The organism is Streptomyces sp. NPDC048349, assembly GCF_040651925.1.
Taxonomy (GTDB): Bacteria; Actinomycetota; Actinomycetes; order Streptomycetales; family Streptomycetaceae; genus Streptomyces.
Genome location: NZ_JBEZLA010000015.1, coordinates 71700 through 85791 on the forward strand (window position 1 = coordinate 71700; position 14092 = coordinate 85791).

A 14092-nucleotide genomic window follows, 5' to 3' on the forward strand; every position below is an offset into this window, starting at 1 on the left:
GCGTCAGGCAACGGATGTGCGGGCGGACGCGGCCGGGCCGGACGCGGCCGGGCCGGACGCGGCCAGGTCGGACGCGGCCAGGTCGGCCCAGAGGTAGGCGGTCGTCTCGACGCCCTTGAGGAGCAGGTCCAGCTCGACCTTCTCGTTCGGCGAGTGCCAGCCGTCGGACGGCACCGAGATCCCGAGGAAGAGGACCGGCGCGCCCAGGACGTCCTGGAGGTCGGCCGCGGGCCCCGAGCCGCCCTCGCGGGTGAAGCGGATCTTCTGGCCGAAGGCGCGGCCCATCGACCGCACGACGGACTGCAGCGCCGGGTGGTCCAGCGGGGTCAGGCACGGGCGGGTCGGTGCGCCGAAGGTGATGGAGTGGCGGATTCCGGCCGGGACGCGGGCCGCGACCCAGTCCCTCACGGCCGCCTCGACCTCGTACGGGTCCTGTCCCGAGACCAGTCGGAACGACAGCTTCAGGTGGGCGGAGGCGGGCACGATGGTCTTGCCGCCGGGGCCCTGGTACCCGCCGCCGATGCCGTTGACCTCGGCCGTCGGGCGGGCCCAGACGCGCTCCAGGGTGGAGTACCCGGCCTCGCCTGCGGCCGCGTGGGACTTGGCCGTGCGCAGCCATTCGGATTCGTCGAAGGGGAGCTCGGCGATGAGCGCGCGCTCGGCGTCGGTGAGCTCGGCGATGCCCTCGTAGAAGCCGGGGATCGTGACCCGCCCCTCGTCGTCGTGCAGGGCCGCGACCAGGCGGGCGGCGGCGGTGGCCGGGTTCGGCACGGCCCCGCCGAAGGCACCGGAGTGGATGTCCTGGTCCGGGCCGTGGAAGTCGATCTCGCAGTCGGCGACGCCGCGCATGCCGGTGCAGACGGTGGGGGTGGTCTCGGACCACATGCCGGTGTCGGAGACGATCACGACGTCGGCGGCGAGCTCGGCGGCGCGGACCTCGACGAGGTCGCGGAAGTGGACGGAGCCGGACTCCTCCTCGCCCTCGACGATCATCTTGAGGTTCACGGCGGGGGCGGCGGCGCCGGTGGCCGCGAGGTGGGCGCGGACGCCCAGGGTGTGGAAGAACACCTGGCCCTTGTCGTCGGCGGCGCCGCGCGCGTACAGGCGGCCGTCGCGGACGACCGGCTCGAACGGGTCGGTGTGCCAGCCGTCGGCGAGGGCGGCGGGCTGCACGTCGTGGTGCCCGTACACCAGGACGGTGGGTGCGTGCGGGTCCTCGCTCGGCCAGTGCGCGAAGACGGCCGGGGCGCCGCGGGTCTCCCAGACCTCGGCGACGGGGAAGCCGGTCTCCTTGAGCTTCGCCGCGAGCCATTCGGCGCTGCGGCGGACGTCGCCCGCGTGCTCGGGCTGCGCCGAGACGGAGGGGATGCGGAGCCACTCGGCGAGGTCGTCGAGGAAGGCGGCGCGGTGGGTGTCGATGTACGTACGGACGACGCTGTCCGGCGGGGTGTCGCTCATGCCCCGAGCCTAGCCGTCCGCCTGGTGGGCGCTTTCGGGGCCCGTTGTGCCTTGGAGGATCCGCTCAAGGCGGGCGCGGTCGGGGAGGTTGCGGGGGCGGATCACGCGGCCGCTGCGGACGTGCAGGAAGGCGGCGGTGACCTGCTCGAGCGGGGTGCCGGTGGCTTCCGCCCAGGCCAGCCGGTAGACGGCGAGCTGGAGGGGGTCGGCCTCGGTGGTGCGGCCGGTCTTCCAGTCGACGATCTCGTATCCGGTGTCCGTGCGGTAGACGGCGTCGATCCGGCCGCGGATGACGCGGCCGGCGAGGGTGAGCTGGACCGGGGCCTCCATGCGGTGGGGCGGCCGGTCTGCGTACTCGCTCCGCTCGAAGGCGGCCTTGAGGGAGTCGAGGTCGGCCTCGTCGGCGACTTCCTGGTCGGAGCCGGGCAGCTCGGTGACGGGGTCGAGCACGTCGAGGAGCGGGAGCGGGAGCTCGTCGAAGCGGGACTCGACCCAGGCGTGGAAGCGGGTGCCCTGGCGGGCGGCCGGCTGGGGGGGCTTGGGCATGGGGCGGGCGAGGTCGCGGGCGAAGCCCTGCTCGTCGGCGGCGAGCCGCAGCAGTTGGCTGGCCGAGAGGGAGGCCGGGAGTTCGACGTCGCGGACGGCTGCGCGGGCACGGCGGAGCTCGCCCTCCAGGGCGTCGAGGTCCCGGTCCCAGGAAGCGACGGCCCGGGCGACCTCGGGCGAGAGCGGACCGTGGTCGTACGCGGCCGGGCGGGCGGGCCCGGCCGCCCCGGCGGGAGCCCAGAGGTCGCCCTCCGGCCACAGGTCGTCCCCCGGCGCATCGGCGCCGCCGGCACGCGGCTGCGCCGCACGCAGGCCGTCGGCCTGCGGCCCGGCAGGGGCGGGCCCGGACCCCGCGGGGGCGGGCGCGCCGGCCCCGCCACTGGAGGCGTCGGCCTGCGGCCCGGCGGGGGCGGGAGCGTCGGGTCCCGCCGGGGCCGGTGCCTCCGGCCAGCCGTGGAAGGGGTCGGCGGTGGCGTCGGGCCAGGGGGCTTCGGGGTCGTCGTCGGGCCAGGGGGTGGCGTCCGGCCAGGGTTCGTCCTCGTAGGACGGGTCCTCGCAGTCCGGGGGCCAGAGGTACGGGTCCTCCTGCGGCGGGGCCGGGGCGGCGAGGTAGGACTCGACCAGGGCCGCCGCCGAGCGGCGCAGGGTCAGGGAACGGGGGTCCAGGGGAAGGGGCCAGGACTGGTCCCTCGTGGACTCGTCGGCCAGGGCCGGGTTCTCCGCGTCCGCGGCCGGCTCCTGCGCCCAGGCTTCGATCTCGCCGAACCCGGCCGCGCAGTGCTCGTACAGGGCCTGGAGGAACGGCGACGGGCCGCGGCGCTTCTTCTGCGTCGGGCCCCACCAGTGGCCCGAGGCCAGGAGGAGGGAACGCGGACGGGTGAAGGTCACGTAGCCGAGGCGGAGCTCCTCCACCGACTTGTGCTCCTTCAGGGCCGCCTTGAAGGACTTCAGCCCGGCCGAGGTCCAGGCCGGGTCCGCGGGCAGGGTGGGCGCGTCGCCGCGCAGGGCGTACGGGAGCACCTTCGCGTACGAGGTCCAGGCCTCCGGCGCCTTCTCCTTCGGGAACGCACCCGCACACAGGTCGGGGACCACCACCACGTCCCACTCCAGGCCCTTGGACTTGTGGGCCGTCAGGACCTTGACCGTGTTCTCCCCGCCCGGCAGGGCGTGGTCCAGGCCCTTCTCGTACTGGGCCGCCGTGCGCAGGAAGGCGAGGAACGCCAGCAGGGTCGCCTCGCCGTCCAGGGCGGCGAAGCCCGCGGCCACGTCCATGAAGTTCGACAGGGTCTCCCGGCGGCGGGCCGCCAGCGCGTGCGGGGAGGCCGAGAGCTCCACTTCCAGGCCGGTCACCGACAGGACCCGGTGCAGTACGTCCATCAGGGGGTCGGCGAGGGACCGCCGCAGGTCGCGCAGCTCCTGCGCGAGGTGCGCGAAGCGGACCCGGGCCTCGGCGGAGAAGGGCAGCCCGTCGTCGGACCGGCCCGCCCCGTCCAGGAACGTCTCCAGCGCGTCGGCCAGCGACACGATCTCCGCCGGGTCCACACCCTCGACGGCGGCCGCGAGGCGCCCGTCCGGGTCCGCGTCCGCGTCCGACGGGGAACGGCCCACGAGCAGCCGCGCCCGGCGGCCCAGCAGGGCCAGGTCACGGGCTCCGATCCGCCAGCGCGGGCCGATGAGCAGCCGGACCAGGGAGGCGTTGGCGCCCGGGTCCTGGAGGACCTCGCAGACGGCGACGAGGTCCGCGACCTCCGGCAGGTGCAGGAGCCCGGACAGGCCGACGACCTCCACCGGCACGTCCCGGGCCACCAGGACGGCCTGGATCCGCGCGAAGTCCCCGGCGGACCGGCACAGCACCGCGATCTCGCCCGGCTCGGTCCCGGTGCGGACCAGGTGCGCGACGGAGTCCGCGAGCCAGTCCAGCTCCTCGGCGTGCGTCTCAAGCAGGGCGCACCGTACGAAGCCCGCGCCCTCGGCGCCCGGCGCCGGACGCAGCGCCTCCACCCCCTCGTGCAGGGCGCGCAGCGGCGCGGCGAGCCCGTTGGCCAAGTCGAGCAGGCGGCCTCCGCTGCGCCGGTTCTCGCTGAGCGAGAGACGGGTGGCGGGGGCGCCGTCGGCGTGCGGGAAGTGCGCGGGGAAGTCGTCGAGGTTGGCCACGGAGGCGCCGCGCCAGCCGTAGATGGCCTGGCAGGGGTCGCCGACGGCGGTCACCGCGTGCCCGGTGCCTGCGCCGAACAGCCCGGACAGCAGCAGCCGCTGCGCGACGGAGGTGTCCTGGTACTCGTCGAGCAGGACCACCCGGAACTCCTCGCGCAGCAGCGCCCCGACCTCGGGCCGGGTGGTGGCGAGCTGCGCGGAGAGGGCTATCTGGTCGCTGAAGTCGAAGAGGTCGCGGGAGCGTTTGGCGGCGCGGTAGCGGGTGACGAGCTCCAGCAGTTCCAGACGGCCGCGGACGGCCTCGGGGACCTTGCGCAGGTCGTCGTTGGTGAGCCGGACGTCGGCGAGCGCGTTCAGCAGGTCCGTGTCGTACGTCCGCAGGCTCGCCGGCTCGACCAGGTGCTCGGAGAGTTCCGCGTCGAGCGCGAGCAGGTCGCTGACCAGGTCGGGGAGGGATTTGGTGAGTGCGGGGTAGGGGCCGGGGGCCTCGCGCAGCACCTTGGCGGCGAGCTGGAAGCGGGTCGCGTCGGCGAGGAGGCGGGAGCTGGGCTCGAGGCCGATGCGCAGGCCGTGGTCCTTGAGCAGCTGCCCGGCGAAGGCGTGGTACGTCGAGATGCGCGGCTCGCCGCCGGCCTCGCCGGCCGCGGCCTCGGCGGGGGACGGGTCCGGGTCGGTGATCCCGGCCCGCGCGAGGGCCGTGCGGACCCGCTCGGACAGCTCTCCGGCGGCCTTGTTGGTGAAGGTCAGGCCGAGGACCTGCTCGGGCGCGACCGCGCCGGTGCCCACCAGCCAGACCACACGGGCGGCCATGACCGTGGTCTTGCCCGATCCGGCTCCCGCGACGATCACCTGGGGTGCGGGCGGTGCGGTGACGCAGGCGAGCTGTTCGGGCGTGAAGGGGATGCCGAGGAGCTCCTTGAGCTGCTCGGGGTCGGTGAGGACGGACGGACGCGCGGACACCTCAAAAGGCTAGCCGCCCCCACCGACACTCCCGCCCGGCCGTCTCACTCCCCGGATCACTCCCCGGATCACTCCCGGGTGCGCTCCGCGGTTCACTCCCGGGTGCGCCAAGCGCTTCACTCCGCGGTTCGCTCCGCGGTTCACTCCACCGTCTGGCGGCCTTCCGGGCGGGCGCTGCACGAGCTGCGGAAGGAGCAGTGGTCGCAGTGCTTGCCCGCGGCGGGCGTGAACCGCTCGTCGAGCACCCGGCCCGCGGCGGTGGCGAGCAGGTCGCCGACCCACTCGCCGTCGAGCGGCTGCTGGGCCTGGACCCTGGGCACTTCGTCGCCGCCCTCCTTCTTGGGCGCGCCCTGGCGCAGCTGGACGAGTTCGGCGCCGCCGGGGGCGGGGCGCAGGCCGTCGAAGACCTCGTCGACGGCGCCTTCGCGGACGGCGAGCTGGTAGACGGCGAGCTGGGGGTGGCGCGCGACCTCGTCCCTGGTGGGCGCGGCCTTGCCGGTCTTGAAGTCGACGACGTACGCACGCCCCTGGGGGTCCGATTCGACCCGGTCCATGGAGCCCCGGATCCGAACGGTGTGCTCGCCGGCTTCGAGCGTGACCTCGAACGAGTGCTCCGTGGCCACGGCCGCCCGGCCCCCCCGGTCGGTGGTGTGCCAGCGCAGGAAGCGCTCGAGGGCGGCGCGGGCGTTCTCCTTCTCCTGGGCCGACTTCCAGGGCGCGTCGAAGGCGAGGGCGTCCCACACGGAGTCGAGGCGTTCCATGAGGACGGCCAGGTCGGCGGGGGTGCGGCCGGAGGCGACCTCGTCGGCGAGGACGTGGACGACGTTGCCGAACCCCTGGGCGGCCGTGGAGGGGGCGTCGGCCTTGACCTCCCGGCCGAGGAACCACTGGAGCGAGCAGGTGTTGGCGAGCTGGTCCAGGGCGCTGCCGGAGAGGGCGACGGGCCGGTCCCGGTCGCGCAGCGGGACGCTGCTGCGGGTGGGCTCGTACAGCCCCCACCAGCGCTGCGGATGGGCGGCGGGGACCAGCGGGCGGTCCTCGTCGTCCGTGAGCGCGGCGAGGCGGGCGAGGCGCCGGGCGGCCGCGTCGCGCAGGGCGGGCGAGGCGTCGGGGTCGACGGTGGTGGCGCGCAGCTCGGCGACGAGGGCCGGGACGGCGAGGGGGCGGCGGGGGCGGCCGGTGACGTCCTTGGGGGTGACGCCGAGTTCGGTGAGGAAGCGGGAGGGCTGGTCGCCGTCCTCGGCAGGGGCCTTGACGGCGGTGACGACGAGCCGGTCGCGGGCGCGGGTGGCGGCGACGTAGAAGAGACGGCGCTCTTCGGCGAGGAGCGCGCCGGGGGTGAGGGGCTCGGCGAGGCCGTCGCGGCCGATGCGGTCGGCCTCGAGGAGGGAGCCGCGGCGGCGGAGGTCGGGCCACAGGCCCTCCTGCACGCCGGCCACGACGACCAGCGACCACTCCAGGCCCTTGGAGCGGTGGGCGGTCATCAGCCGGACCGCGTCGGGGCGGGCGGCGCGGGTCGTCAACGTGTCGGCGGCGATGTCCTCCGCCTCCAGTTGTTCGAGGAAGTTGAGGGCGCCGCGGCCGCCGGTGCGTTCCTCGGCGCGGGCGGCGGTGTCGAAGAGGGCGCAGACGGCGTCGAGGTCGCGGTCGGCGTTGCGGCCCGCGGGGCCGCCCCGGCGGGCGCTGCGCTCGAGCCGCTGGGGCCAGGGGGTGCCGTCCCAGAGGGTCCACAGGGCCTCTTCGGCGGTGCCGCCGCCCTGGAGGAGTTCGCGGGCCTTGCGCAGGAGCAGGCCCAGGCGCTGCGCGCCGCGGGCGTAGGCGGGGTCGTGGGCGGTGAGGCGTTCCGGCTCCGCCAGGGCGCGGGCGAGCAGCACGTCGGAGGGCGCGGGCACCTTGACGCCCGCGGCGCGCTCCTCGTCCCGCAGGGCGCGGCCGAGGCGGCGCAGGTCGGCGGCGTCCATGCCGCCCAGGGGGGAGGCGAGCAGGGTGAGGGCGGCCTCGACGGCGATGCCGTGGACGGGCCCCGGGTCCTGTGGAGCGGGCTCGCCGTCGGCGTCGGGGGAGGCCGCCGGACCGCCCGCCCCCGGGTCGCGAGCGGGCTCGCCCACCTCGTCGCCCACGGCGCCCGGCCCTGCGACCGCTGCCGCGGCGGGATCCGGCGCAGGCTCCCCGGGCTCCGGCGCCGGCTCGGACACGCCGGTGGGGGTGGAGGCGGCGGTGGCGACCGTGCGGAGGGCCGTGAGGAGGGGGGCTACGGCCGGTTCGTGGCGCAGGGGGGTGTCCGCGCCGTCCGTTTCGACCGGGACGCCCGCCGTGATCAGGGTGCGCCGCATCGCCGGGAGGGTCCGGCCGCCGGCGCGGACCAGTACGGCCATGTCCTGCCAGGGCACGCCGTCCTCCAGGTGGGCCCTGCGCAGGATGTCGGCGATGTTGTCGAGTTCCGCCCCGGCCGTCGGGTAGGTGTGGACCTCGACCCGGCCGCCCTCCGTCGTGGCCCGGAGGTCGCGGTGGGCGCGGACCACCGCCGAGGGGAGGCGGGGCAGGGGCATGCGGGTGGTGAGGAGCCGGGTGGCCGCGAGGAGGTTCGCGCGCGAGCGGCGGCCCACCGTCAGGGCCCGCACCGCCGCGCCCGGGAAGGCCGACTCGAAGTCCAGGACGTTGTTGATGTCGGCGCCGCGGAAGGCGTAGATCGACTGGTCCGGGTCGCCGAAGGCGACCAGCGTGCCGCCGGGGCCGTTCAGCGCCCGCAGCAGCCGCAGCTGGGAGGCGTCCGTGTCCTGGTACTCGTCCACGAAGATCGCGTCGTAGGACGAGGCGAGGGCCGGCGTGCGCTCCGCCAGGAGCACGGCGCGGTGCACGAGCTCCGCGTAGTCCAGCGTGCCCTGCATGTCGAGGACGTCCAGGTACTCGGAGAGGAAGGCGGCGGCCGCCTTCCAGTCCGGGCGGCCGATCCGGTCGGCGAAGGAGGACAGGGCGGAGGGGCCGAGGCCCAGTTCGCGGGCGCGGGCCAGGACGGCGCGGACCTCGTCCGCGAAGCCGCGCGTCGTGAGCGCGGCCCGCAGGTCGTCCGGCCAGCGGATGGAACGGATCCGGCGCTGGCCCTCGAGGAGGGTGCGCACCATCACGTCCTGCTCCGGGCCGGACAGCAGCCGCAGCGGGTCGGCGAAGAGATCGGTGTCCTGGTGGGCGCGGACGAGTCCGTAGCAGAAGGAATGGAAGGTGGTCGCCTGCGGAGCCCGCGCGCCGCCGAGCCGCAGGGCGGCCCGGTCGCGCAGTTCCACGGCTGCCTTGCGGCTGAAGGTGAGGATGAGGATCCGGGCCGGGTCCGTACCCGCTTCCACGCGGGCGGTGACGGCCTCGACCAGCGTGGTCGTCTTCCCGGTGCCCGGTCCGGCCAGGACCAGGAGAGGTCCGCCGGTGTGATCAACCACCGCGCGCTGCGCTGCGTCCAGCACAGGGGGATCCACCCGTTCCGGCCCGGTGCGCACGAGGCGGTACGCGTCAGGGGTCCGCGTACGCCGCCGGTCGGTGCGGTCGGAAGGAGAGGTGATCACGTGAGCTGCCGGTCCTGGTGGGTCTTCGGGTGGCACCGCGTCGGCGGCGGCCGGAGCGGAAGAGGCAACGCTACGGCAACCGGCCGATCCCGCGCAGTCCGTCTCGGTCCCCCGGACGGGCCTTCGCACGGGCGCTCGACCGCCCGTGCGGGCCGCACATGGCCGAAGCTGTCAGGTGTGAGTCTCGTCGCGGTCCCCGGTGCGGCCCCCGCGGTCTTCGTCGCGGTCTTCCCCGCGGTCTTCGCCGCCGTCCCATCGTGCCCGGCGCATGTCGAGCCGCGGCTCGCCGCCCGCCGTCAGGCGCAGCGGGGTGGCTTCGGCCCGGTAGTGCTCCAGGGCGCGGCGCTCGCTGCCGGGCAGCGGCACCCCGTCCGCGCGCACCACGCGCCACCAGGGCACGGCGCCGCCGTACAGGGCCATGACGCGCCCGACCTGGCGCGGTCCGCCCTCGCCGAGCCACTCGGCGACGTCTCCGTACGTCATCACCCGGCCGGGCGGAATACGCTCGGCCAACTCCAGCACGTGCTCCGCGTAGGCGGGCAGCTCCTCGCTCATTCGGCCCATGGTGCAGCACGGCGGACGGCCGGTGGCGGAAGACAAGGTTCCGTACCGGCGCGCACCCTGATGCCCCGCTTGCAGGTCGGTCCGTGCCACCATCTTGCGGGCGGTGACTGGTGATACGTGATCAAGAAGAGACGGAAGTGACGACGAAGGAGCAGGGTGTGAGCCCTCCGGACGGCGCGGCGGCGGACGACGACGCGACGCGCCCAGACGACGGCCCCGCCCCCCGGCCCAGACCCCTGTCCGCCGGCTCGAGCAGGGCAGCCGGCGGCTCGGAGGCCTCCGGTGCCTCCGGTGCCTCCGGTGCCTCCGGCGGCGAGGAAGAGGAACGGGAGGGGCACGGGCACGCCCCCACCGACGCCGACCGCGTCGAGGTCGACGAACCGCTGCTCGCCGCCCGCGTGCACCGCCCGTCCGACCTCGTCCGCCTGCTCGTCGGCATCCTCGGGATCGCCGTCGTCCTCGCCATCGCCGCCTTCGCCCACGGCACCACGGTCGGTCTGGAAGAGGACATCAACAAGGGCACCGGCCAGGCGCCCGACCTGCTGATCAAGGTCGCGGCGCTGGTGTCGAGCATCGCGGTGCTGCTGCTGCCCGTGGCCTTCGCCATCGAGCGGCTGATCAAACGCGACGGGCTGCGCATCGCCGACGGGGTGCTCGCCGCCGTCCTCGCGCACGGGGTCACCCTCGCCACCGACCTGTGGGTCTCGCAGGCCGCTCCGGACACGATCCAGGACGCCTTGACCCGTTCCGCCGGGGCCGGCGGGGCGCTGACCGATCCGGTGCACGGCTACCTCGCGCCCGTGATCGCGTACATGACGGCGGTCGGGATGACCCGCCGGCCGCGCTGGCGCGTGGCCCTGTGGGTGGTCCTGCTGATGGACGCGTTCACGATGCTGGTCAGCGGCTACACCACTCCCTTCTCGATCATCCTCACCGTGCTGATCGGCTGGTGCGTCGCGTACGGGACGCTGTACGCCGTCGGCTCGCCCAATGTGCGCCCCACCGGGCAGACCCTCCTCGCGGGACTGCGCCGGGTCGGCTTCCGGCCGGTCAGTGCGATGCGCGCCGAGGTCACCGAGGGCGGCGGCCCGGAGGCCTCCGAGGTCAGCGACCGGGGCCGCCGCTACCACGTCACCCTGGAGGACGGCCCGCCGCTCGACGTCACCGTGGTCGACCGCGAGCAGCAGGCGCAGGGCTTCTTCTACCGGGTCTGGCGCCGGCTCACCCTGCGCGGCATCACCACCCGGCGCAGTCTGCAGTCGCTGCGCCAGGCGCTGGAGCAGGAGGCGCTGCTCGCGTACGCCGCCATCGCGGCGGGGGCGAACGCGCCGAAGCTGATCGCCACCTCCGAGCTCGGCCCGGACGCCGTGATGCTCGTGTACGAGCACCTGGGCGGCCGGACCCTGGACTCCCTGTCCGACGAGGAGATCACCGACGGGCTGAGCCGCAACGCGTGGGAGCAGGTCCGGGCCCTGCAGTCGCGGCGGATCGCGCACCGGCGGCTGACCGGAGACGCCCTGGTGGTGGATCGTTCCGGCAACGTCATCCTCACCGACCTGCGCGGCGGCGAGATCGCGGCGGGCGACCTGGTGCTCCGGATGGACATCGCCCAGCTGCTGACCACGCTCGGCCTGCGGGTCGGCGCGGAGCGGGCGGTGGCCTCGGCGGTCTCGGTACTGGGCCCGGACGCGGTGGCGGACTGCCTGCCGCTGCTCCAGCCGATCGCGCTGAGCCGTTCCACCCGGGCCACCCTGCGCAAGCTGGCCAGGGAGCGGGCCGAACGGCAGCGGGAGGCCGTACTGGAGTCCTCGCGTGCGGCGAAGGCGGCACGCGAGGCGGACGCCTCCGCCAGCAGCCCCGCGGCGGACCGCAAGGCGGAGAAGAAGGCGCTGGACGACGCGCTGGACGGGGCCCGTGAGGAGGACCTGCTGAGCCAGATCCGCCAGCAGGTGCTGCTGATCCGCCCGCAGGCTCCGGTGGAACCGGCCCGCCTCGAGCGGATCCGGCCGCGCACGCTGGTGTCGTTCATCGCGGGCGCCTTCGGCGCGTACTTCCTGCTGACGCAGCTCGCCCACGTGGATTTCGCCACCATCATCGGCGAGGCGCAGTGGGGCTGGGTCGGGGCGGCGCTGGCCTTCTCGGCGCTGAGCTACGTGGCGGCGGCGATGAGCCTGCTGGGCTTCGTGCCCGAGCGGGTGCCGTTCCTGCGGACGGTGGTCGCGCAGGTCGCCGGGTCCTTCGTGAAGCTGGTGGCTCCGGCGGCGGTGGGCGGTGTCGCGCTGAACACGCGGTTCCTCCAGCGGGCGGGGGTCCGGCCGGGGCTCGCGGTGGCGAGCGTGGGCGCCTCGCAGCTGTTCGGGCTGGCGAGCCACATCCTCCTGCTGCTGTCCTTCGGCTACCTGACGGGGACGGAGAAGACGCCGGAGATGACCCCGTCCCGGACGGTCATCGCGGGTCTGCTGACGGTGGCGGTGCTGGTGCTGGTGGTGACGGCGGTGCCGTTCATGCGGAAGTTCGTCGCGACGCGGGTGCGGGCCCTGTTCGCCGGGGTCGTGCCGCGCATGCTGGACGTGCTCCAGCGGCCGCAGAAGCTGGTGACGGGCATCGGCGGGATGCTGCTGCTGACGGGCTGCTTCGTGATGTGCCTGGACGCGTCGATCCGGGCGTTCGGGGGCGGCCAGGCCATCAGCTACGCGAGCATCGCGGTGGTGTTCCTCGCGGGCAACGCCCTGGGGTCGGCGGCGCCGACGCCGGGCGGTATGGGCGCGGTCGAGACCACGCTGACGCTGGGGCTGATCGCGGCGGGCCTGGAGAAGGAGGTCGCCATTTCGGCGGTCCTGCTGTTCCGCCTGATGACGTTCTGGCTGCCGGTGCTGCCGGGCTGGATCTCGTTCAACTTCCTGACCCGCAAGGAAGCGATCTAGCCTCCGGCTCGGTCGACGGGGTCCCCGGGGCTCGGCCGCGCCGCCGGGCCCGGCTCCGCCGCGGCCTCCCGGGACTCCGCCCCCGCCCCCGCGCCTCACACGCCGTCGGCCCCGGTATGGGCTCCGGTGCAGCCTGACGGGCCGGACGGGCCGGACGGGCCGGACGGGCCGGACGGGCCGGACGGGCCAGAGGGGCCAGAGGGGCCAGAGGGGCCGGAGGGACCCCGTTCGGGTCAGCGCAGGGGCGCGGGGGGCCGAGGGCGCCGAGACTGGGGGCATGCCGAGAGACACCTGGCGGGTCACCGCCGCCGCCGCACTGGCCACCGCCCTGTTCGCCACCGGCGGCTGCTCCGACGACGGCGACGGGAAGAAGACAACGGCGGGCGGCGCCAAGGAGGCCAAGCCCCTCAAGTGGGGCGAATGCCCGGCACCGACCCCGCTGGAGGGCGGCGGCCAGGCACCGCCCAAGGACTGGCAGTGCGCGACCCTCGACGTCCCGCTCGATTACGCGAAGCCCGAGGGCGAGACCCTCCCGATCGCCCTGATCCGCGCCAAGGCCCGCGACCAGAAGAACCGCATCGGCTCCCTCGTCTTCAACTTCGGCGGCCCCGGCGGCTCCGGCATCACCACCCTGCCCGGCGCCGCCAAGGAGTTCGAGGCGCTGCGCGCCCGGTACGACCTGGTCAGCTTCGACCCCCGCGGGGTGGGCCGCAGTGCCCCCGTCCGCTGCGAGGACGACAAGCAGCTGGACGCCTACCTCTCCGAGGACTTCACCCCCGACACCCCGCAGGAGGAACAGCGCTACGTCGAGATCATCCGGACCTACCAGCAGGCCTGCAAGAAGAACTCCGACAAGCTCCTCCCCCACGTCGGCACCTCGAACGCCGCCCGCGACATGGACCGCATCCGCCAGGCCCTCGGCGACGAGAAGCTGCACTACTTCGGCATCTCCTACGGCACCGAGCTCGGCGGGATCTACGCCCACCTCTTCCCGAAGAACGTCGGGCGGGCCGTCTTCGACGCCGTGGTCGACCCGACCAAGACCTCCGAGGCCAGCGCGCTCGGCCAGGCGAAGGGCTTCCAGCTCGCCCTCGACAACTTCGCCCAGGACTGCGTCGACCGCGGCGACGAGTGCAGGCTCCAGGGCAGCACCGCCAAGGAGATCGAGGCGAACATCATCAAGCTGCAGAAGGACCTGGCCGCCAAGCCCATCCCGGGCATCGGCGACCGGCAGCTCACCGAGACCCAGGCGACCAACGGCATCGCGCAGGCCCTGTACTCGCAGGAGCTGTGGCCGCTGCTGGAGCAGGGCCTCGACGAGGCGGAGGGCGGGCAGGGCCAACTGCTGCTCGCCCTGTCCGACGCGCTCAACGGCCGGGACGAGCAAGGGCATTACAGCAACCTCAGCGCGGCGAACGCCGCGATCAACTGCGCCGACTCGAAGGAGCGCTACACGCTGGCGGAGACCAAGGCCAAGCTGCCGGCGTTCCGTTCGGCCTCTCCCGTCTTCGGTGACTTCCTCGGCTGGGCGATGCTGAGCTGCACCGGCTGGCCGGTCGCGGGCGCCTGGGAGACCCCGGACGTCTCCGCCCCGGGGGCCGCCCCGATCCTGGTGATCGGCAACACCGGCGACCCGGCCACTCCGTACGAGGGCGCCCGCCGCATGGTGGAGCGGCTCGGCCCCGGCGTCGGCGTGGAGCTCACCTACAAGGGTGAGGGGCACGGCGCCTACAACAGCGGCGACACCTGCGTGCAGAGCGCGGTGAACGCGTACCTGCTGGAGGGCAAGGAGCCCGCCCAGGGGACCGTCTGCACCGCGTCCGGGAACCCGACGGCGACCCCGGCCGCGACCCCGACCGGCTCCCCCGTCTGACCGGCCCGGCCCGCCCCGGAAGACCCCGGCCCGGAACACCCCCGGCACGCCGAAGGGGC

Annotated in this window: 6 protein-coding genes; 2 read left to right on the forward strand and 4 right to left on the reverse strand. The window is 74.8% G+C overall.

Annotated elements, in window-relative coordinates:
• Window positions 1–3: 3 nt before the first annotated feature.
• From AB0D44_RS11315 to AB0D44_RS11330, 4 genes are all read right to left on the reverse strand, one after another.
• A complete protein-coding gene (locus AB0D44_RS11315; RefSeq protein ID WP_362587876.1) occupies window positions 4–1458 on the reverse strand; it encodes a dipeptidase in 1455 nt (484 codons plus the stop codon).
• A gap of 9 nt (window positions 1459–1467) precedes the next feature.
• The gene (locus AB0D44_RS11320) at window positions 1468–5118 is read right to left on the reverse strand and encodes a UvrD-helicase domain-containing protein (RefSeq protein WP_362587879.1); all 3651 of its coding nucleotides are present in this window, start codon (window positions 5116–5118) and stop codon (window positions 1468–1470) included.
• A gap of 140 nt (window positions 5119–5258) precedes the next feature.
• A complete protein-coding gene (locus AB0D44_RS11325) occupies window positions 5259–8606 on the reverse strand; it encodes an ATP-dependent DNA helicase (RefSeq protein WP_362588028.1) in 3348 nt (1115 codons plus the stop codon).
• Window positions 8607–8843: 237 nt separating this feature from the next.
• A complete protein-coding gene (locus AB0D44_RS11330; RefSeq protein WP_362587882.1) occupies window positions 8844–9236 on the reverse strand; it encodes an MGMT family protein in 393 nt (130 codons plus the stop codon).
• A gap of 110 nt (window positions 9237–9346) precedes the next feature.
• On the opposite strand from AB0D44_RS11330, the gene AB0D44_RS11335 reads away from it, so the two are divergent.
• Together AB0D44_RS11335 and AB0D44_RS11340 are read left to right on the forward strand one after the other, a co-directional pair.
• Window positions 9347–12160 carry a lysylphosphatidylglycerol synthase transmembrane domain-containing protein gene (locus tag AB0D44_RS11335; RefSeq protein WP_362587885.1) on the forward strand — a complete coding sequence of 938 codons (2814 nt, stop codon included), beginning with the start codon at window positions 9347–9349 and terminating at the stop codon, window positions 12158–12160.
• A 277-nt stretch (window positions 12161–12437) separates the two neighbouring features.
• Window positions 12438–14033 carry an alpha/beta hydrolase gene (locus tag AB0D44_RS11340; protein WP_362587888.1) on the forward strand — a complete coding sequence of 532 codons (1596 nt, stop codon included), beginning with the start codon at window positions 12438–12440 and terminating at the stop codon, window positions 14031–14033.
• Window positions 14034–14092: the final 59 nt, after the last annotated feature.